The organism is Citrobacter sp. wls710, from assembly GCF_005281115.1.
In the GTDB taxonomy this organism is placed as follows: Bacteria; Pseudomonadota; Gammaproteobacteria; order Enterobacterales; family Enterobacteriaceae; genus Citrobacter; species Citrobacter werkmanii.
Genome location: NZ_SZXD01000024.1, coordinates 196,375 through 216,056 on the forward strand (window position 1 = coordinate 196,375; position 19,682 = coordinate 216,056).

Annotated in this window: 20 protein-coding genes; 12 read left to right on the forward strand and 8 right to left on the reverse strand. The window is 52.9% G+C overall.

What is annotated here, in order from left to right; genetic code table 11:
- The first annotated feature begins 11 nt into the window (after window positions 1–11).
- Window positions 12–1,166, forward strand: a complete 1,155-nt coding sequence (gene tsgA, locus FDX14_RS08035) for an MFS transporter TsgA (RefSeq protein ID WP_042314140.1) — start codon at window positions 12–14, stop codon at window positions 1,164–1,166.
- A 95-nt stretch (window positions 1,167–1,261) separates the two neighbouring features.
- Window positions 1,262–2,098 carry a nucleoside-specific channel-forming Tsx family protein gene (locus FDX14_RS08040; RefSeq protein ID WP_042314138.1) on the forward strand — a complete coding sequence of 279 codons (837 nt, stop codon included), beginning with the start codon at window positions 1,262–1,264 and terminating at the stop codon, window positions 2,096–2,098.
- A gap of 42 nt (window positions 2,099–2,140) precedes the next feature.
- Here the strand turns inward: FDX14_RS08040 and FDX14_RS08045 are convergent, their stop codons facing one another.
- The 4 genes from FDX14_RS08045 to dsbA form a co-directional block, all read right to left on the reverse strand.
- Window positions 2,141–2,827, reverse strand: coding sequence for a Crp/Fnr family transcriptional regulator (locus FDX14_RS08045; protein ID WP_042314136.1), 687 nt, complete (start codon window positions 2,825–2,827; stop codon window positions 2,141–2,143).
- 120 nt (window positions 2,828–2,947) lie between these two features.
- The gene (gene cbpM / locus FDX14_RS08050) at window positions 2,948–3,241 is read right to left on the reverse strand and encodes a chaperone modulator CbpM (protein ID WP_042314134.1); all 294 of its coding nucleotides are present in this window, start codon (window positions 3,239–3,241) and stop codon (window positions 2,948–2,950) included.
- The gene (gene cbpA / locus FDX14_RS08055; protein ID WP_042314132.1) at window positions 3,241–4,161 is read right to left on the reverse strand and encodes a curved DNA-binding protein; all 921 of its coding nucleotides are present in this window, start codon (window positions 4,159–4,161) and stop codon (window positions 3,241–3,243) included. Before cbpA ends, cbpM begins: the two co-directional genes overlap by 1 nt.
- Before the next feature lie 203 nt (window positions 4,162–4,364).
- Entirely contained in the window at window positions 4,365–4,988 is a 624-nt protein-coding gene (dsbA, locus tag FDX14_RS08060; RefSeq protein ID WP_042314130.1) for a thiol:disulfide interchange protein DsbA, read from the reverse strand.
- Window positions 4,989–5,408: 420 nt separating this feature from the next.
- On the opposite strand from dsbA, the gene FDX14_RS08065 reads away from it, so the two are divergent.
- The 7 genes from FDX14_RS08065 (at window position 5,409) to agp (ending at window position 11,813) form a co-directional block, all read left to right on the forward strand.
- A complete protein-coding gene (locus FDX14_RS08065; RefSeq protein ID WP_137349317.1) occupies window positions 5,409–5,771 on the forward strand; it encodes a copper resistance protein in 363 nt (120 codons plus the stop codon).
- 48 nt (window positions 5,772–5,819) lie between these two features.
- Entirely contained in the window at window positions 5,820–7,700 is a 1,881-nt protein-coding gene (locus FDX14_RS08070; protein WP_137349318.1) for a protein-disulfide reductase DsbD family protein, read from the forward strand.
- A complete protein-coding gene (locus tag FDX14_RS08075; protein WP_042314125.1) occupies window positions 7,697–8,320 on the forward strand; it encodes a DsbA family protein in 624 nt (207 codons plus the stop codon). Before FDX14_RS08070 ends, FDX14_RS08075 begins: the two co-directional genes overlap by 4 nt.
- Complete coding sequence (locus tag FDX14_RS08080; RefSeq protein ID WP_042314123.1) at window positions 8,310–8,816, forward strand: protein disulfide oxidoreductase; 507 nt, start codon at window positions 8,310–8,312, stop codon at window positions 8,814–8,816. The genes FDX14_RS08075 and FDX14_RS08080 overlap by 11 nt, the downstream gene beginning before the upstream one ends.
- Before the next feature lie 136 nt (window positions 8,817–8,952).
- Complete coding sequence (locus tag FDX14_RS08085; protein ID WP_137349319.1) at window positions 8,953–9,708, forward strand: sulfite exporter TauE/SafE family protein; 756 nt, start codon at window positions 8,953–8,955, stop codon at window positions 9,706–9,708.
- Between the two features lie 68 nt (window positions 9,709–9,776).
- On the forward strand, window positions 9,777–10,484 hold the full coding sequence (locus tag FDX14_RS08090; RefSeq protein ID WP_137349320.1) for an ArsR/SmtB family transcription factor: 708 nt from the start codon (window positions 9,777–9,779) through the stop codon (window positions 10,482–10,484).
- Between the two features lie 87 nt (window positions 10,485–10,571).
- Window positions 10,572–11,813 carry a bifunctional glucose-1-phosphatase/inositol phosphatase gene (agp, locus tag FDX14_RS08095; RefSeq protein WP_042314118.1) on the forward strand — a complete coding sequence of 414 codons (1,242 nt, stop codon included), beginning with the start codon at window positions 10,572–10,574 and terminating at the stop codon, window positions 11,811–11,813.
- Between the two features lie 38 nt (window positions 11,814–11,851).
- On the opposite strand, the gene FDX14_RS08100 is transcribed toward agp, so the two are convergent.
- Together FDX14_RS08100 and wrbA are read right to left on the reverse strand one after the other, a co-directional pair.
- Complete coding sequence (locus FDX14_RS08100; protein WP_038639537.1) at window positions 11,852–12,079, reverse strand: YccJ family protein; 228 nt, start codon at window positions 12,077–12,079, stop codon at window positions 11,852–11,854.
- A gap of 20 nt (window positions 12,080–12,099) precedes the next feature.
- Window positions 12,100–12,696 (reverse strand): NAD(P)H:quinone oxidoreductase, encoded by a 597-nt coding sequence (gene wrbA / locus FDX14_RS08105; RefSeq protein WP_003036019.1) that lies wholly within the window; start codon window positions 12,694–12,696, stop codon window positions 12,100–12,102.
- 386 nt (window positions 12,697–13,082) lie between these two features.
- On the opposite strand from wrbA, the gene FDX14_RS08110 reads away from it, so the two are divergent.
- The 3 genes from FDX14_RS08110 (at window position 13,083) to rutR (ending at window position 15,030) form a co-directional block, all read left to right on the forward strand.
- Window positions 13,083–13,256, forward strand: a complete 174-nt coding sequence (locus FDX14_RS08110) for a con-10 family general stress protein (RefSeq protein ID WP_003036022.1) — start codon at window positions 13,083–13,085, stop codon at window positions 13,254–13,256.
- A gap of 162 nt (window positions 13,257–13,418) precedes the next feature.
- Window positions 13,419–14,333, forward strand: a complete 915-nt coding sequence (locus FDX14_RS08115; RefSeq protein WP_042314115.1) for a DMT family transporter — start codon at window positions 13,419–13,421, stop codon at window positions 14,331–14,333.
- Window positions 14,334–14,391: 58 nt separating this feature from the next.
- Window positions 14,392–15,030: an HTH-type transcriptional regulator RutR gene (gene rutR, locus FDX14_RS08120; protein ID WP_042314113.1), complete on the forward strand. Its 639-nt coding sequence runs from the start codon at window positions 14,392–14,394 to the stop codon at window positions 15,028–15,030.
- On the opposite strand, the gene FDX14_RS08125 is transcribed toward rutR, so the two are convergent.
- Window positions 15,027–15,422: a lysozyme inhibitor LprI family protein gene (locus FDX14_RS08125; RefSeq protein WP_137349321.1), complete on the reverse strand. Its 396-nt coding sequence runs from the start codon at window positions 15,420–15,422 to the stop codon at window positions 15,027–15,029. The two genes, rutR and FDX14_RS08125, sit on opposite strands and share 4 nt — an antisense overlap.
- Window positions 15,423–15,480: 58 nt before the next feature.
- Window positions 15,481–19,443, reverse strand: coding sequence for a trifunctional transcriptional regulator/proline dehydrogenase/L-glutamate gamma-semialdehyde dehydrogenase (gene putA, locus FDX14_RS08130; protein ID WP_085048550.1), 3,963 nt, complete (start codon window positions 19,441–19,443; stop codon window positions 15,481–15,483).
- Window positions 19,444–19,682: the final 239 nt, after the last annotated feature.

Consider the following 19,682-nt stretch of genomic DNA (forward strand, 5'->3'; position numbering starts at 1 on the left):
GATGGCATTATATGAAGAATAAAATAGCACTTACGCTGATTAGTTTTCTGGCAAATTTTATTATGGCAGGGTTTGCCAGCCAATTCGGCATGCTGATTGAACCGATTGCAGTACGCTACAGTGCCGATGTAAATACTGTCGCCTCGATATTTTCGTTACTCAATGGTGGAGCACTAGCTGGGACCATCGCCGCCTTTTTCCTGATAGAAAAAATCGGTGTGAAGCGTATGACGCTGATTATCTATTCGATAGTATTCCTCTGCGCGCTGGCAATGCACTTAAGCCCCGGCTTATGGCCGGTGATGGTCGCCATGACCTTAGTGGGATTCTGCGGCGGTATTGGTCTGTGCGTGGCGGGAACAATCGTGGTATCGGTTTGGCAGGATCGCATACAGAGCACGATGCTGGTGGTGCAAGATGCCACTTTTAACGTTGCGGGCGTGGTTTTTCCGCTGATCACTACCTTTGCCCTGACGCATAATATGTCGTGGAGTTATAGCTACCTTAGCGTTGGCATAGTGGCCTTACTCACGCTGGGAGTTGTGATACTAACCCGCTTCAATGCCTGTGAAACGGCTCCTGCGGCGGATCGCACAGATGCAGTGAAATCAGAGTGGAATCCTGGGATTATCAGCGGCGGTATAGGTCTGTTTTTAGGTATGCTGGCGCTGTATACCTTCCTCACCTGGGCACCGTTATTTGTGAAGAACAAGTTTGGTATTCCATTTGAAGAGGCCGGGAATATTATTACCCAATACTGGGGGGCTGCGCTGGTCGGGGCGTTAGTATCTACCGTGATTGTTTCCCGAGTGAAGATCCATTATTTCCTGCTCAGTATTATTCTTCTGGCGTGTGTGATTACTACTATTATCGTTACGAAAGAACAGATCTCTGGGCTTGATTATCTCGCTTACAGTTATGGGTTTGTCTGTGCGGCGTTGTATAACTCCTTTATTGCTTATGGCGTTTCGTTTGTTAAGCGTGCGAGTAGTCAGAACGTTTCTTATATTTTAATTAGTGGTAGCGCCGGGGCTATGTTTAGTCCTGCGATCAGTGCTCTGATGGAAAAAACGATGGGATTGCAGAAAATAATGTATGCAATACCGGTGTTGTATTTAATTATCTTCGTCATGCTGATGGGGACACTCAAACTCAAACGTAAATAAATACAGTAATAACGCTTACCTCCTTAATTAGATAGCCAGCCGCCACACCCTTTATCGGGTGGGGCGACACACAACCTTACTCAAAGGAATTGAAAATGCTGAAGAAAAAAATATCAATGCTTAAAAAAACAGTTCTGGGCACTGTAATTGCTATCAGCTGTACGCAAGCACTTGCGGCTGATTATACCGATGGCAATATTCGTAAAAATGATTTTAACTGGATGCAATTGAATTTAATGCAAAGTGTGGATGCGAAAGTACCGTATGGTATTCGTAATGACACCTATCTGGAACTGGAGTTCGGTGCACGTTCCGGAATTATCGATCTGTATGGTTATGTCGATTTCTTTGATATTTTAGACAGCAAGCAGGACGACCGTCACGGTGGTGATAACTTCTTCGCCAAGATATCTCCACGGTTTTCCCTGGATGCTATTTTCAATAAAGATTTATCCGTTGGCCCATTTAACGAATTTTATATCGCGACGGTGAATAACATCGGCGATCGGGAATTGTTTGAACATTATGTCGGTTTAGGTACGGATGTTAAGGTCCCATGGTTTGGTATGGTGGGAATGAACATCTATGCCCACTATGTTCGTGAAAACTATGGCGCGGATAACGAAGGCAAGTGGGATGGTTACATGTTCTCGACCAACTGGTCGACGCCGTTCTATACCTTCGCTAACGGCAGCTATCTCAACTATCAGGGATATTTTGACTATCAGTTTGCCGCTAACAAGATTGCTAACCAGCCGCTGTATAGCAATAACGCGATTGAATGGTATAACGGAATTTACTGGCATTCAGAGCACTATGCGGTAGGTTATGGATTGAAGTATTTCCGCAATATGGCATTGATGGAAAATCACGGTGGAGCAGGGCGCACCACCGGTCTTGGGCACTACTTCAACCTCACCTATAAGTTCTGATAGCGACCCGACGGCACACCAACACTCAGAATGGTTGGTGTGTCAGTCAATGATGTCGTTACCGAGAAATTGGCGTAAACCTTCCAGATCCTTAATTTCCAGACCTTGTTTCGTACGCGTTACCAGCCCGGCATCCGTCAACGCTTTTACCGCCCGTCGATATACCCTGTCGGTCGTGCCGAATCGCTCCGCTTCCTGATATTTTTTATGAAAACCATCCATCGGTTGCTTGTTCTGATGCTGGCGATACAGGTCGTACGCTACGTTGTGTACGATTGGGTAGAGCATCCGGTGCAGGAAAATTTCTAACATATCCTGATAGTCAACGGCCATCGCGCTGGCGAAAAATATCGCCAGTCTGGGGTGTTGGTTCAGCGCCTCTTCCAGGCGTTCACAGCTGCACACTGCTACGGTCAGCGGCTCTTCGGCTACGATATCCAGTTGGCAGCGGTAACCGGTAAAAAACTCCATTTCTCCAAACAGTTGTTCATCACATTCCATTGCGCCCAGTTGAAAACGACGCCCATTCTCAGCGCTGTAGCGCAAAGAAATTCTGCCCGACTGCACCATAATCAGTCGATCAACAATTTGTCCCTGGCGATAGAGATATTCATCTTCCAGGATAATCTGAGTTTCAGAGAGCAACTCCTGGAATATTTTCTCGATTAAGGCATCATCCTGCTGCCAGATATTGTGAAAACGACCTTTAGTGAGGGGTTTAAGCTGCATGGCCTAACGTCTTATGGTTGGAGATATTTCTTATTCTGACTGTATGCCATTCGCTGAGCAATGTCATTAAGCGCGGACACTGGATCATAAAAGGGCCAGCGCGATGCTGACCCCAACGTACTACGGATGGCTGATAAAGCGAGACAGGCGCTGGCGCAACACGCGGTTTTCCTGACGCAACTGCGCGTTCTCTTCTAACAACGTCAGCGCAACGGCGATTCCCGGCCAGTCAAGCTCCAGCTCCTGGCGCAGACGCATTGCGCGTCGCATTACGGTCAGGGCATGATCGTCAAAGGTCTCGTCTTCATGGGGTTCAATCACACCTAAGCCGACAATCTCATGCAGTTCCTCTTCTGATACACCGGTGTACAGGCAAAATTCGGTAATGGTAAAGGTGACGGTGACATTAGCCATTATGCTTTCCCCCACTCTTTGCGCGGATCAAAGGTCTTTTGTGCATCTGCCAGCTGTTGCCACAGAGCGGCGCTGGCGTCGTCAGGTTTCGGCGGCATCACGATTTTGATCACCGCGTACAAATCGCCGGTATGTTTTTTACTCACCAGACCTTTGCCCTTAATGCGTAACCGCTGCCCGGCCTGACTGCCCGCAGGGATGGTTAACAGGATGCTTTCTTTCAGCGTAGGTACGGTCACTTTCGCGCCCAAAGCGGCTTCCCACGGTGCTACGGGAACGACAACTTCCAGATCCTGATTGACGATATCAAACAGTGGGTGCGGTGCGATATGAATCACCAACCACAAATCACCGTTCGGTCCTCCGTTTTCACCAGGGGTACCCTGGCCTTTCAAACGGATACGCTGACCGTTGCCCACGCCTGCCGGGATTTTAACGTTCAGCGTTTTGGGAATTTCCCGTTCAACCATACCGAAGGCATTGTAAACCGGCAGGTTGTAACTGATAGTGCGGCTATGCTCAGTGAGCGTTTCTTCGAGGAATACGGCAACTTCAATTTCAATATCGTGTCCGCGGCTGGCATGGCGCTGTCGCGTGTGGTGTGCATGCTGACCAAAAATGGAGGAGAAAATATCGTCGAAATTTTCGGCGCTGTAGTTTTTGTTCTCTCCTTGCTGGAATTGACGGTTGAACTGAGGGTCGTTGCGGTGCTGCCACAACTGGTCGTACTCGGCGCGTCGCTGTTCATCACTCAGTACTTCCCAGGCTTCAGCGACCTCTTTGAACCGGGCTTCTGCGTCAGGCTCTTTGCTGACATCAGGATGGTATTTACGGGCGAGTCGACGATAGGCGGTCTTGATTGTCTTGAGATCGTCTGTCGGTTTCACGCCCATAATGGCGTAATAATCCTTTAATTCCATAGCGTTCTCTCGTGTAAATCAACACTTGCAGAAGGTGAACCCTGACAAAAGGTGTCACCGCTAAGTTTAGGGTAATCCTGATAACGGCGAATGCCAACCGGGAAGAAAGGATATCGTTATAAACAATGGAGTCGCACCACCAACAGCGCTTTACAAGGTTGTGGCGTCTGTTGTGTGGTGCGAATAGTCGGGTTAGCGAAATATCAGGATTTGGTGATCAGGAAGCGGACCGTATCTGCATAGTTCTGTACGAAAGAATTAAGGTCATCTGATTTCAGCCCCTTCGGATTGATCATATATTTACCGTTAATAAAAATGGCAGGCACACCTTTTAAATCTACAGCTTTAGCCATTTCCTGTTGTTTAGCGGTGAGCGATTTCACAGCAAAGCTATTCCACGCGGCATCATAATCGCTGGCGCTAACACCGGCGTTGATAAATACGTTACGAATATCGTCTGCTGTCTTAATCGTTTGTTTTTTCTGCACGGCATCAAACAACAATGGTTTCACTTTGTCCTGCACGTTCAGGAGAATGGCGACGGACCAGGCATGCGTCATGTCTTGCCCCAAAGGGCCTAAAAAGTCGACGTGATACTCGGTGAGTTTGACATCAGCAGGCAGAACTTTTTTCACGTTATCAGTCACTTTAAACACTTCATCATATTGATAGCATGAAGGGCAGTAAAACGAGAAAAACTTCAGCGCCGCCGGTGCTGTAGCGACAGGTTTCTCAAGTGAGATAAATTCTTTGCCGTCGGTAAATGTTGCGGCCTGAGCGCTAACTGTGAAAAGTAATCCAATCAGGGGTAATAAATATTTTTTCATTTCCATATACTCTAAATAACATTTATTAAACAAGTTGTTCTTGAAATGAACCTGTGTCCATTGCGTTTCGCTATAATACGATATTCACATTGCAAATGTGCTGACCCTTACTTTCATTTACGCATCAATACATGGCGGTACATTCGAGGTGTCTTGTTTTCTGCTGATGTGAAATGTTATCGGGTATCCTTTATAAATAATGAATAATAACTGGCGTGACATTTTAATGGGTATTTGATTCGCAATGTTATACTGTAATAAATAATGCTGAAAATATGATTGGTAATCATTTCACGTATAGCGTGTTTATTGCGCGAGGGTGTGTATAACCTTCAAATAGCAGGACATAACTTTACAGCGCAAAGGTTGCTAAAACCTGGCGAGTGGTTAAGATAACCCGCATCAATCAGTGAGGGTAGAATGGCGAAACGTCAACGGCTGGGATGGTGGTTCCTCTGTCTGGCATGTGTTGTGGTGATGGTTTGCACCGCGCAGCGCATGGCGGGCCTGCATGCGTTGCAGATGAACACCGTTGCTCCAAACGTTGTCACAAGCGAACAAGCGCAACCTGATGAGGCTACCCCGGTTACGCCATGTGAACTGAGTGCGAAGTCGTTACTGGCTGCGCCACCGGTACTGTTTGAGGGCATTATTCTGGCGCTGTGTCTGCTGCTGTCGCTGCTGGCACCTGTGCGGGCGTTTCGTTTACCTTTTTTCCCACCGCGAGCCATCTCACCGCCCACTCTTAGGGTACATCTCCGATTTTGCGTCTTCCGTGAATGACAGAACAGCCGTTGCTGACTGTTAGATAATTATTCACGGAGAAAAACTATGATGACTGTTTTCAGGCAGGCGCTGCTCTGTCTGTTATTACTCTGGCTGCCCGTATCCTGGGCGGCTGAACCCGGCTGGCTACGTTCACCCGATAACGATCACGCCAGTGTGCGATTACGCGCCGATACGTCAGTCGCCGGTGAAACCCGTCTGCTGCTGGATGTTAAACTGGAAGATGGCTGGAAAACCTACTGGCGTTCGCCGGGGGAGGGGGGCGTCGCGCCGTCTATCGCCTGGAAGGGCGAAATGCCCACGGTTGACTGGTTCTGGCCAACCCCTGCGCGTTTTGAGGTCGCCAATATCACCACCCAGGGGTATCACGATCGGGTGACGTTCCCGATGATGGTGCGCGGTAGATCGCCCGCCACGCTTAGCGGCGTGTTGACGCTATCCACCTGTAGCAACGTTTGCCTGTTGACGGATTTCCCCTTTTCCGTAACGCCCACCGCCGAGGATCCGACTTTTGCGCATGACTACGCTCAGGCGATGGGGCAGATCCCGCTCGCCAGTGGCCTGACTGATTCTCTTCATGCCGGAGCGCGTGCCGGAGAGCTGGTCGTTGAGGCGCAGCGCGCCGCAGGCTGGACTGCGCCTGGGCTGTATCTGGATGCCGTAGATGATGCGGATTTTGGTATGCCGCAAATCCAGGTTGACGGGGAAACGCTACGCGCCACGGTACCTGTACATGATGGCTGGGGGGAAGGTGCGCCGGATCTGCGCGGTAAGTCGGTCACGCTGGTTCTGGCTGATAACGGCGTGGCGCAGGAAAGCCGTCTTGTTATTGGTGAAGCGCCAGCCAGTGATAACGCCTCACTCCCGCTGTGGCAGGTGGCGCTAATGGCGCTATTGGGCGGGTTGATTCTCAACCTGATGCCCTGCGTGTTACCGGTGCTGGGCATGAAGTTGGGTTCGATTTTACTGGTCGAGGAAAAAAGCCGCCGCCAGATTCGTCGTCAGTTCCTCGCATCGGTAGCCGGAATACTGGTCTCCTTTATGGCTCTGGCGCTATTGATGACGGTACTGCGGTTAACCAATCAGGCGCTTGGCTGGGGGATCCAGTTCCAGAATCCGTGGTTCATTGGCGTTATGGTGTTGGTGATGCTGACGTTTAGCGCCAGCCTGTTCGGGTGGTTTGAATTCCGCTTGCCTTCGGCGATGACCACCTCGCTGGCGACTCACGGCGGCAACGGTCTGTCGGGGCATTTCTGGCAAGGTGCATTTGCGACCCTGCTCGCCACGCCGTGCAGTGCCCCGTTTCTGGGAACGGCGGTGGCGGTGGCGCTGACGGCCTCATTACCGACGCTGTGGGGGCTGTTTATCGCGCTGGGTCTGGGGATGAGCCTGCCGTGGCTGCTGGTGGCCCTGCGTCCCGGTCTGGCGCTGCGCCTGCCGCGGCCGGGGCGCTGGATGAATATCCTGCGGCGTCTGCTCGGCGTGATGATGCTGGGTTCGGCTATCTGGCTTGCGACATTGCTGCTCCCGCATTTAGGGCTGGCAGGGCAAAGTAGCGCTAAAGAGAGCGTCAACTGGCAGCCGCTTAGCGAGCAGGCAATTGAAGAGGCGTTGGCGCAACACAAACGTGTGTTTATTGACGTCACAGCGGACTGGTGCATTACCTGTAAGGTAAATAAATACAACGTTTTGCATAAAGATGACGTCCAGGCCGCGTTGCAACAGCCGGATGTGGTGGCGCTGCGCGGCGACTGGACGCTCCCTTCTGAAGCCATCACCGAATTTCTGAAAAAACGCGGCCAGGTTGCTGTGCCGTATAACCAAATTTATGGCCCCGGTCTGCCGGAAGGTCAGGCGTTGCCAACGTTGTTAACCCGCGATGCGGTACTGCAAACGTTGAATGATGCCAAAGGAGTCACCCCATGAAGATGATGATTGTTCTGCTGTTAACCCTGTTTTCCGTCGTCAGCGTGGCGAAAGAGCCTGCGCCATTTACCCCGGAACAGGAAAAGCAAATCGAAGCGCTTATCCAGGAAGCCCTGTTTAACGATCCCAACAGTCCACGTATTGGTGCAAAGCAGGCGAAACTGACGCTGATAAACTTTACCGATTACAATTGTCCATACTGCAAACAGCTCGATCCGATGCTGGAGAAAATTGTGCAGAAATATCCTGATGTGGCGGTGGTCATTAAACCCCTGCCATTTAAAGGGGAAAGTTCGGAACTGGCGGCGCGGACCGTGCTGACCACCTGGCATCAGTATCCGCAGCAGTTTCTGGCGCTGCATGAAAAGCTGATGCAGAAGAAGGGCTATCATACTGACGTGAGTATCAAGCAGGCCCAGGAAAAAGCGGGCGCCACTCCGGTGACGCTGGACGCGCAAAGTGCTGAAACGCTGAGTACGAATCTGCAACTGGCGCGACTGGTCGGGGTGCAAGGTACTCCTGCAACGATTATTGGCGATGAACTCATTCCCGGCGCGGTACCGTGGGAAACGCTTGAGGAAGTCGTAAAAGAAAAACTGGCGGCAGCCAATGGTCAGTAAGCTGCGCCGCTGGCTGCGCGAAGGGGTGATCTTACTGGCGTTGTTAGCCGGTGTGATGCTGCTGATGGATGCCTGGCGTGCGCCACAGCTCCCCGCCTCGTTTGACAGTACGCCTTTACAAACGCTGGATGGTGAAACCGTCACGCTGGCGGCGCTGAGTCAAAACGAGCCGGTATTGCTCTATTTCTGGGCAAGCTGGTGCGGCGTGTGTCGCTTCACGACGCCGGAAGTCGCCAGGCTACGTTCGGAAGGGGAAAACGTGATGACCATTGCGCTACGCTCCGGTAATGAAGCCGAGGTATCCCGCTGGCTGTCGCGAAAAGGCGTGGACTTTCCGGTCATCAATGATGCAAACGGGGCCATTTCCCACAGTTGGGCAGTCAGCGTCACGCCCACGCTGGTGGTGATGTCGCAAGGCCGGGTGATGTCTACAACCAGCGGCTGGACCAGCTACTGGGGCATGAAGCTTCGGCTGTGGTGGGCGAAAACGTTCTGATAATCGGTGCCGGGGAAACCCGGCATTTTTTATGCTGCCGTCGCTAAAACGGGAGGACATATTTCGTTGTCTGGCGAAGCAAGCAGGGTGATTGGTGTTCAGAATAGGTCACCTTCTCTTTGCAGGAAAATGCAACATGACGAGTTCTGTAGCGTTTGGACCTTCTCTGGTAATGATGATTGCCGCGACATTTGTCCTCGCAGGCATGGTGAAAGGCGTCACCGGTATGGGGTTACCCACCGTGGCGATGGGAATCCTCGGATCGCTTATTTCGCCGGTTGCCGCAGCGGCAATGCTGCTATTACCCTCACTTATAAGTAATTTATTCCAGTTTGGCGGCGGTGGTAATACGCGCAGATTACTCAAGCGGCTGTGGCCAATGCTGTTGATGGTGGTGGTAGCGACCCTGCTTGCCAGTGCCTGGATTACCGGCGGCGACACGGCCCGTACCCAGTTTGCGCTCGGCGTAGCGCTGGTGGCTTACGCCATCTGGACGTTGGCGGGCAAGAAGATCGCGGTGGCCGCGCACCGTGAAAAACCGTACTCCCTCGTTATTGGATTCGTTACCGGCTTGCTGACCGGCGGAACCGGCGTATTTGTGATGCCTGCGGTGCCCTGGATCCAATCTCTGGGTTTTGATAAAGATGAACTGGTGCAGGCGCTGGGGATCTCTTTCACATTTTCAACGCTGGCACTGGCGCTTGGTCTGTGGTGGCACAATGCGCTGCCTGCACAGTCGCTGAGCTTATCGGCGTTGGCCATTGTTCCTGCGCTGATTGGTCAGTGGATGGGGACCCGCGTACGTCGGGTTATTTCACCGCTGGTGTTTAAACGCTGTTTTCTGTTGTGTCTGCTCGGACTGGGTGTGGAGATGATGTTACGTGCGGTGTGACCCTTCGGTGACTTAAGCGCGCTTTCATGGCATCGTTAATTCAGATATTCAGGGCCAACGAGGTCACTATGGCATCGGTGATGTTAAAGGAAGAAGAGGGCGAACTGGAGTCGTGCATGGCGCTCACTGCGGCAGTCATGGCCGATAAATCGCGCTCGCGTATGCTGTGTGCGCTGATGGATGGCCGCGCCTGGACCGCGACCGAACTCAGCGCTGTCGCGGATGTATCCGCTTCGACCGCCAGCGCGCACCTGGCGCGTTTGTGCGAACAACATTTTGTGGTGGCGCTCGCTCAGGGAAGGCATCGTTATTTTCGCCTCGCAGGCACAGAGATTGCTGAGCTGCTGGAACGACTGATGGGGGTGGCGTGGGCGACATCTACCCCTCGAAAAATCACCACGCCCCTGAGCTTGCGGCATGCCCGCACCTGCTACGACCATCTCGCCGGAGAAGTGGCGGTGAGACTGTTTGATACGTTCGTTTCCCGTCAGTGGTTAACGCCGGATGGTGAAACGCTAACTGAACTCGGGCAGGAAAAGCTGACGGAAATGGGGATCGTCCTCTTTACTGGCTCAGCACGGCGGAAATTAGCCTGCGGTTGTCTGGACTGGAGTGAGCGACGTTACCATCCTGGCGGCGTGCTTGGCGCAACGCTGCTACGTTGGTTTACCGAACAAAAGTGGATTAAAACGCAGACCGGTAGTCGCCATGTCACCTTTACTCCGCTAGGGATCCGCAAACTCAACAGCGAGTTCGGTATTAAAACAACACGGTAGATGCCCTGTTTTGCGAAAGCGTTCCCGGAAAAATGTCCTGTTTCTGTCACACTCTGTTGTGATTGATAACAACAAGAGGTCGTAGGGATGAATAAATCGTTAATCGCCGCAGCCGTGGCAGGGGCTGTATTAGTGTCAGGCGCCGCGTACGCGCAGACCGCGCCGGAAGGCTACCAGCTTCAGCAAGTATTGATGATGAGTCGGCATAACTTACGTGCACCTTTAGCCAATAACGGCAGCGTTCTTGAGCAGTCCACGCCTAAACAATGGCCGGAATGGGATGTTCCAGGCGGGCAACTCACCACCAAAGGCGGCGTGCTGGAAGTCTATATGGGTCACTACATGCGTGAGTGGCTGGCAGAGCAAGGGATGGTGAAAACGGGCGAATGTCCGGCTCCGGACACGGTCTATACCTATGCGAATAGCCTGCAGCGTACGGTTGCTACGGCGCAGTTCTTTGTCACTGGCGCATTCCCGGGGTGTGACGTTCCAGTTCATCATCAGGAAAAAATGGGTACCATGGATCCCACCTTTAACCCGGTGATCACCGATGATTCTGCCGCCTTCAGCCAGCAGGCCGTCCAGGCGATGGAAAAAGAGCGCAGCAAAATGCAGCTCAGCGACAGCTATCAATTGCTTGAGCAAATGACCGACTACAAAGACTCGCCGTCCTGCAAAGAAAAACAGCAGTGTTCCCTGACCGACGCCAAAGATACGTTCAGCGCCAAATACCAGCAGGAGCCGGGGGTGTCAGGACCATTAAAGGTGGGGAACTCGCTGGTCGATGCTTTTACGCTGCAATATTACGAAGGTTTCCCGATGGACCAGGTCGCCTGGGGGGAAATTAAGTCCGATCAACAGTGGAAGGTGCTGTCGAAGCTGAAAAATGGCTATCAGGACAGCCTGTTCACCTCGCCGGAAGTTGCGCAGAACGTCGCCAAACCGCTGGTGAAATATATTGATAATGCGCTGGTTACCGAACGCGCGAAAGCGCCGAAAATAACCGTGCTGGTGGGGCATGACTCAAACATTGCTTCGCTGCTCACCGCGCTGGATTTCAAACCGTACCAGCTTCACGATCAGAACGAGCGTACGCCGATCGGCGGGAAGATTGTCTTCCAGCGCTGGCATGACAGCAAGGCGAATCGTGATCTGATGAAAATCGAATATGTCTATCAAAGCTCGCAGCAACTGCGTAATGCGGATGTCCTGACGCTGAAATCCCCGGCGCAGCGCGTGACCCTGGAGCTGAAAGGGTGTCCGATAGATGCGAACGGCTTTTGCCCGATCGATAAGTTCGATAGCGTGTTGAATGAGGCGGCGAAGTAAAAGAAAAACTCCCCCGTGCGAGCGGGGGAGTCAGAGCGCTAGACGTTTTTGCGTTCGATAGTCTGTTCACCCCAAAAGAGCGAATCTTTGTCTGTTTTCTCAAAGGCTTTGATGAGCACCTCATCGCTACCTTCTTCCCAAATTTTTTCCGCCAGTTTCTCGTCATAATGCGCGACTTCAAAAATGGCTTCGGCTATTTCCGGCGATGTATTGCGCAGACTTGCCCATTCACCGACGTGATGGGCTTTCGCTTCTTGAGTTGGCATTCGAATCCTCCTGTTGAAGATTAGCCGTTGAGTTTTACTGCCAGACCTGCGACATATTCACCCTGATAGCGGGCAATAGACAACTCTTCCTGACTTGGCTGACGGGAGCCGTCGCCTCCGGCGATAGTGGTTGCGCCGTAAGGCGTACCGCCGCGAACCTGTGAGACATCAAACAGCTCTTGCGCTGCGTAGCCGATAGGCACAATCACCATCCCATGGTGGGCAAGCGTCGTCCAGGTTGAGGTAATGGTTTGTTCCTGACCGCCGCCGGTCCCCGTTGAGCTGAATACGCTGGCGAGTTTGCCGTACAGCGCGCCGGAAGCCCACAGCCCGCCAGTCTGGTCGAGAAAGGTACGCATCTGGCCGGACATATTGCCAAAGCGTGTCGGGGTACCAAAAATGATGGCGTCGTAATCAGCCAGTTCTTGCGGGGTGGCGACTGGTGCATTTTGTGTTTTACCGCCCGCCTTGAGGAAAATCTCAGGCTGCATGGTTTCCGGTACACGCTTAATGATGACTTCTGCGCCGTCTACCTTATTCGCGCCTTCTGCAACTGCATGGGCCATAGTTTCAATGTGTCCGTACATGGAATAATAAAGCACCAGAACTTTTGCCATTTTACACTACTCCTCGAGTTAACCGTGTCCGTAGCGATTCGCTACCTACCTATAAAGATATGACGTACTGTCAGGAGTGCAAATTTCACAAACACTTCTTTGATTTATAACAATTTTTATAACATCCTCTTTTGTTGCAAAATGATACATATTTAACCGGGAGAAATTCGGTAGTCATAAGAAAGGCTTATTGATTTCTTGATGTTATTATTTTGGTTATGCGGCGGATCCTGTTGCAGGATATTACAGTTTGCTGGTCAACAGGCCGGTCTTCACTAAGCTTAATTCCACGTAGCGAAAACAAGGGCATCGCCCAGACGCTGCGTTGAGGTATCACTCCTCAGTACCTATGCAATATGATGTCTAATCAATGACGGAGGTCAGTAATGGCAAACCATCGAGGCGGTTCCGGTAACTTTGCGGAAGACCGCGAAAGAGCATCAGAAGCAGGTCGAAAAGGTGGCCAGCACAGCGGGGGCAACTTTAAGAATGACCCGCAACGCGCTTCAGAAGCAGGCAAGAAAGGGGGCAAAAATAGCCACGGCAACAATAAATCGTAATTATTGCATTGCCTGTTAGTTATGTCGTGACGGTCTCGTGTTTCATCTTAGCCGTTACGAAGCCACCGCCGCCGGGATCTTCCGGCGGTTTTTTTTGTCTGCAAGGTTGAACTGTAACAAAACGCAACGCAGACTAATGACATTCTGTTAATCGGGTGTCTCATGTCTTTACTTTCTCGTTATTCCTTTTCTGTTAAACCTCAGGAGGCGATCCTCATTGTGATCACCATGTTCTGGGGTGGAACGTTTTTGGCGGTGCAATATGCCGTTACTCTGAGCGGGCCCTTTTTCTTTGTCGGTGTGCGTTTTGCGACTGCTGCGCTGGCCGTTGCGCTTCTGTCGTGGCGAACGTTGCATAAGCTGACCTGGCTGGAGGTTAAAGCCGGCGTGGCGATCGGCATTGCGATAGCGCTGGGCTATAGCCTGCAAACCTGGGGTTTGCAGTTTATTCCCAGCAGTAAATCGGCGTTTATTACCGCGATGTATGTACCGCTGGTGCCGCTGTTGCAATGGCTGTGTCTGGGGCGTATGCCAGGTTTAATGCCGTGTGTCGGGATTGTACTGGCCTTTATCGGGTTGATTTTTCTTGCCGGGCCGGGGGGGAATTTACTGGCGCTGGGTGAAGGTGAGTGGATCACGCTTGCGGGCGCGGTGGCAATTGCGGCAGAAATTATTCTGATTAGCGCGTGGGCAGGAAAAGTAGATGTGCGTCGGGTAACGGTGGTGCAACTGGCAACCGCTTCTGTGGTGGCGTTTATTGCCATGGCCCCGGCAGGAGAGTCTGTACCGCCGATGTCGACAGGATTGCTGGTGGTCGCGCTGGGATTAGGCATTTTTAGCGCGATTATTCAGGTCACCATGAACTGGGCGCAGCGCAGCGTTTCGCCGACGCGGGCGACGGTCATCTATACCGGAGAGCCGGTGTGGGCGGGGATCTTTGGTCGTCTGGCGGGTGAACGCCTACCGCTACTGGCTTTGTTAGGCGCAGCATTCATTATTGTTGGCGTGCTGGTCAGCGAACTGAAGTTCAAGAAGAAAAAATCGCAGCCGCAGACGGCGCCTCCTGAATCGCTTTAATTTAACCATTCACCGTGTGATTTGGTATGCTGACGCCCTCACAAGAAGGAGAGGGCGCATGGTCCAACGCGCAGAGAAAAAAAACGGTAAACGCTCGCAGGCCGTCAATGCTAAACGTCAGGCTATTTTAACCGCGGCATTAAATATCTTCTCCCAATATGGGATCCACGGTACGCGTCTGGAACAGGTGGCAGAGCAGGCGGGGGTGTCAAAAACTAATCTGCTCTATTATTACCCGTCAAAAGAGGTGCTTTATATTGCCGTTTTACGGCAAATTCTTGATATCTGGCTGGCACCGCTGAAGGCGTTTCGCGAAGACTTTGCGCCGCTGGTGGCCATTAAAGAATACATTCGCCTTAAGCTGGAAGTGTCGCGCGATTACCCGCAGGCTTCCCGGTTATTCTGCATGGAGATGCTGGCGGGCGCGCCATTGTTGATGGCTGAATTAACGGGTGATCTTAAAACGCTGATTGATGATAAATCGGCGTTGATTGCCGGATGGGTAAGCAGTGGGAAACTGGCTCCTGTCGATCCGCACCATCTGATTTTCATGATTTGGGCTTCAACACAACATTATGCAGACTTTGCCCCACAGGTAGAGGCGGTAACGGGCGCAACGCTGCGTGATGAAGCCTTTTTTAACCAGACCGTTGAGAGCGTACAGCGGATGATTATCGAAGGGATCCGCGTGCGTTAGCTGGCAGGCGGTAGCGGACAGCTTAAATCGCCTTCTTCACACTGTAAAAGCGAGGCGAGAAACGCTTCGCGCTCGTTGGTCTTATCCGTTAAACACTGGCTGGAAATCATCGCCTGGACGCTTCCGCCTTCGGTACCGGAACTGATTAACGCACAGTCTGCATCGCGCAGGGTTATCCACGAAGTTTGCGCTTTTTTCAGTAAATCGCGCTGGGTCGGGGCGGCGCGCTTCAGCGCATTCTGATACGTTTCATTAAGTTTGGCGTCTGCCGCTTTAAACTGCTCTGCCGCACAGGTGTTCATTTCAGCTTGATTATTCGCGTTGGCGCAGTCATCTGCCAGTGCCTGACCGCTCAGCAGCAGCGCTGCACATGTCAGTAAAATTCGTTTCATGTTTCCCTCTGACTTCATAAAAAAGGCCCCGTTACCGGAGCCTTAATTAACCACAACCTTAGCCGATTGTCATCAGGCTGGCGTTGCCTCCGGCGGCGGCGGTATTGACGCTCAGGGAGCGTTCAATATACAGCCTCTCAAGCAGGATATTGCTTTCGCCGCGGGCAAAGCCCTGAACCGACACAATCGCCCCTTCCCGGGCCGCCACCGCTTCACACAGCGCGCGAAGCTGATCGGAATCGCCATGGAAAATCACGGCATCAAACGGCTGCGTGGCGATGTTGTCCGCTTTGGCAAACTGAATCCGCCCGGAGACTGCAACTGGCAGACGTTTTGCCAGTTCGCGATGGAACGCATCATCCGGCCACAGGATCAAGCTTCCCACCGAAGTCACGGCGGCAACCTGTACCAGCGCATCCTGCTCGTCATCGGCGATACACAGTACGCGCTCGCGCGGTAACAGCGTCCAGGTATTGCGTTCGCCGGTTGGTCCTGGCAGCAGACGTTGCGTTCCGGCCTGCGCCAGTTCGCCAAACTGCTGGCAAAGCGCACGCAGCGACGGACGATCGGCGGCCCATTCGGTGAGGGCTTCCAGCGGTTGCACGAGAGCCGCCTTGAGCTGCGCATCGACAGGATAGTCTGCATCCTGACGGGCAAGCGTAATGCCCAGCGCATTCTCCGGGCGGTTAGCCAGCAGGCGGTACAGGTACAGCGGTCCACCTGCTTTTGGTCCGGTTCCTGACAAGCCTTCGCCACCGAATGGTTGCACCCCGACGACGGCGCCAACCATATTACGGTTAACGTACAGGTTCCCCACATGTGCTGAACCGGTGACCTGAGCGATGGTTTCATCGATACGGGTGTGGACGCCAAGCGTCAGGCCGTAGCCGGAGGCATTAATTTGTTCAATCAGGCTGCCCAGATTGTTACGGGTGTAACGCACGACGTGCAGTACCGGACCAAACACCTCTTTTTGTAATTCATCGAAGCTTTCCAGCTCGATAAGCGTCGGAGCGATAAAGGTACCGGTTTGCCATTCCCGCGCATCGTCACTGTTCTCACGCACGGCCTGGAATACCGGACGTCCTTTGGCGCGCATGGCCTGAATATGGCGCTCAATATTGGCTTTGGCTTCTTCATCGATAACCGGCCCAATATCGGTAGTCAGGCGACCCGGATTACCCATGCGGCATTCCGCCATCGCCCCGCGCAGCATTTTCAGCGTGTGGTCGGCAATATCGTCCTGCAGACACAGGACGCGCAGCGCGGAGCAGCGTTGTCCGGCACTGTCAAAAGCAGAAGCCAACACGTCGACCACCACCTGTTCCGTCAGCGCTGAGGAGTCGACGATCATCGCATTCATGCCACCGGTTTCGGCGATAAGTGGGATTGGACGGCCCTGAGCATCAAGGCGGGTCGCAATATTGCGTTGCAACAGCGTGGCGACTTCCGTCGAGCCGGTAAACATCACGCCGCGTACGCGTTCATCGGAAGTGAGTTGCGCCCCGACGGTCTCGCCCTGGCCTGGCAGCAGTTGTACCACGCCTGGCGGTACGCCTGCTTCGAGTAAAATAGCGATACCCTGGGCGGCAATCAGCGGGGTTTGTTCCGCTGGTTTTGCCAGTACGCTGTTGCCTGCGGCCAGCGCGGCGGCAATCTGTCCGCTGAAAATGGCCAGCGGGAAGTTCCACGGGCTGATACAAACCACCGGGCCTAACGGACGATGGGTTTCATTATCGAAGTCATCGCGCACCTGGCCTGCATAGTAGTGCAAGAAGTCTACCGCTTCGCGCACTTCTGCAATGGCGTTGCTGAAAGTTTTACCCGCTTCGCGCACCAGAATGCCAATCAATTGCTGCATCTGGCCTTCCATCAGAACGGCGGCGCGATGCAAAATAGCGGCGCGCTCTTGTGGCGGCGTCGCAAACCAGATTGGCGCATTATTGACGGCGTTTTGTAATGCCTGTTCCACTTCGCTGTGAGTCGCTTCACGCACGTAGCCGACAATGTCTTTTGGCTCGGCCGGGTTAACCACCGGGGTCATTTCACCGTCAGCAACCGGCTGCTCGAGAATCGGTTTGGCATGCCATTTTTGCAACGCGCTATTGAGCAGGGCAGAGGACAGCGAGGCCAGACGATGTTCGTTAGCCAAATCCAGTCCGCCTGAGTTTTCCCGGCCTTTACCGTACAGGTCGCGCGGCAGGGGAATCTTCGGATGCGGTAAACCTGTCTGGCCTTCCTGTTGCGCCAGTTTTTCCACGGCTTCGACCGGATCAGCAACCAGTTCGTCCAGCGGCAAAGTGGTGTCAGCAATGCGGTTGACGAACGAGGTGTTGGCACCGTTTTCCAGCAGACGACGCACCAGGTACGCCAGCAGGGTTTCGTGCGTACCTACTGGCGCATAAATACGGCATGGACGGTTCAGTTTGCCATCCGCGACTTTGCCTGTAACCTGCTCGTACAGGGGTTCACCCATGCCGTGCAGGCACTGGAACTCATACTGACCAGGATAATAGTTTTGCCCTGCTAACTGATAAATCGCCGCCAGCGTGTGGGCGTTATGGGTGGCGAACTGCGGGTAGATCAGATTCGGTACGGCCAGCAGTTTTTTCGCACAGGCCAGATAGGAAACGTCGGTATACACCTTACGGGTATAAACCGGATAGCCTTCCAGACCGTCCATTTGCGCACGTTTGATTTCGCTATCCCAGTATGCGCCCTTAACCAGACGGATCATCAGGCGGCGGCGACTGCGGGTGGCGAGATCGATCAGATAGTCGATAACAAATGGGCAGCGCTTCTGGTAGGCCTGGATAACAAAGCCGATACCGTTCCAGCCCGCCAGTTCGGGTTCGAAGCACAGTTTTTCCAACAGATCGAGGGAGATCTCCAGTCGGTCAGCCTCTTCGGCGTCGATATTAATACCGATGTCGTACTGACGGGCCAGCAGTGTCAACGATTTCAGGCGCGGATAGAGTTCATCCATCACGCGGTCATATTGCGCGCGACTATAGCGCGGGTGCAGCGCCGACAGCTTGATCGAAATGCCAGGCCCTTCATAAATGCCGCGTCCGTTAGACGCTTTACCAATGGCGTGGATCGCCTGCTGGTAAGAAACCAGATAAGCCTGGGCATCGGCGGCGGTTAGCGCCGCTTCGCCTAGCATGTCGTAGGAGTAGCGGAAACCTTTTTCTTCCAGTTTACGTGCGTTAGCCAGCGCTTCGGCGATGGTTTCCCCGGTGACGAACTGTTCGCCCATCAAGCGCATCGCCATGTCGACGCCTTTACGTACTAAAGGTTCGCCGCTCTTGCCGATAATACGGTTGAGCGAGCGGGAGAGGCTGGCTTCGTTATGCGTAGAAACCAGACGACCGGTAAACAACAGTCCCCAGGTCGCCGCGTTAACGAACAGAGACGGGCTACGCCCAATGTGCGACTGCCAGTTACCGTTGCTGATTTTGTCGCGGATCAACGCATCGCGGGTTGCCTTATCGGGAATACGCAGCAGGGCTTCCGCCAGACACATCAGCGCCACGCCTTCCTGCGAAGAAAGGGAGAACTCCTGCAATAAACCTTGTACCATTCCGGCGCGACCGCTGGCGGTCTTCTGGTTACGCAATTTGTCGGCCAGATCGTACGCCAGCTTATGTGCCTGCTCGGCGATGGGTTGCGGCAGACGTGCCTGCTCCATCAACATCGGCACGGCGTCGGTTTCGGCGCGGCGGTACGCGGCGGTGATTGCCGCACGGGAAACAGACTGCGGCAGAATTTGTTCGGCAAATTCCAGGAAAGGCTGATGCGTTTCATTCTGCGGCGTGGTTGACTCTTCACCCTCATTCGCCGCGCCCGCCAGCAGGGCCGGCAGTTCAGGAAGTGCATCGTCATTTTCCAGTCTTTCGAGATAATTAAAGATGGCTTGCTTGATCAGCCAATGCGGTGTGCGATCGATTCGTGATGCGGCTGTTTTAATACGCTCGCGAGTGGCGTCATCCAGCTTAACCCCCATCGTGGTGGTTCCCATGCCGTTTACTCCTGTTGTACTGAAATACGGGTCTGATAGTTACCGAGAAATATCCACTATGTTGCAACTTTGTGCAACCGTGTTAAATGTGACGTGGTTTGCAAGCTTGAAAATGAATGAAATGTTAATAAAGTTGGGGTTCGTGACAGGGAGAATAAAAATTACGGAATCTTTTTCTCTGCGGTAGTTAACACTTTTCAAAGGTGCAACCAAAAAAAATGTGAGAGAGTGCAACCTAC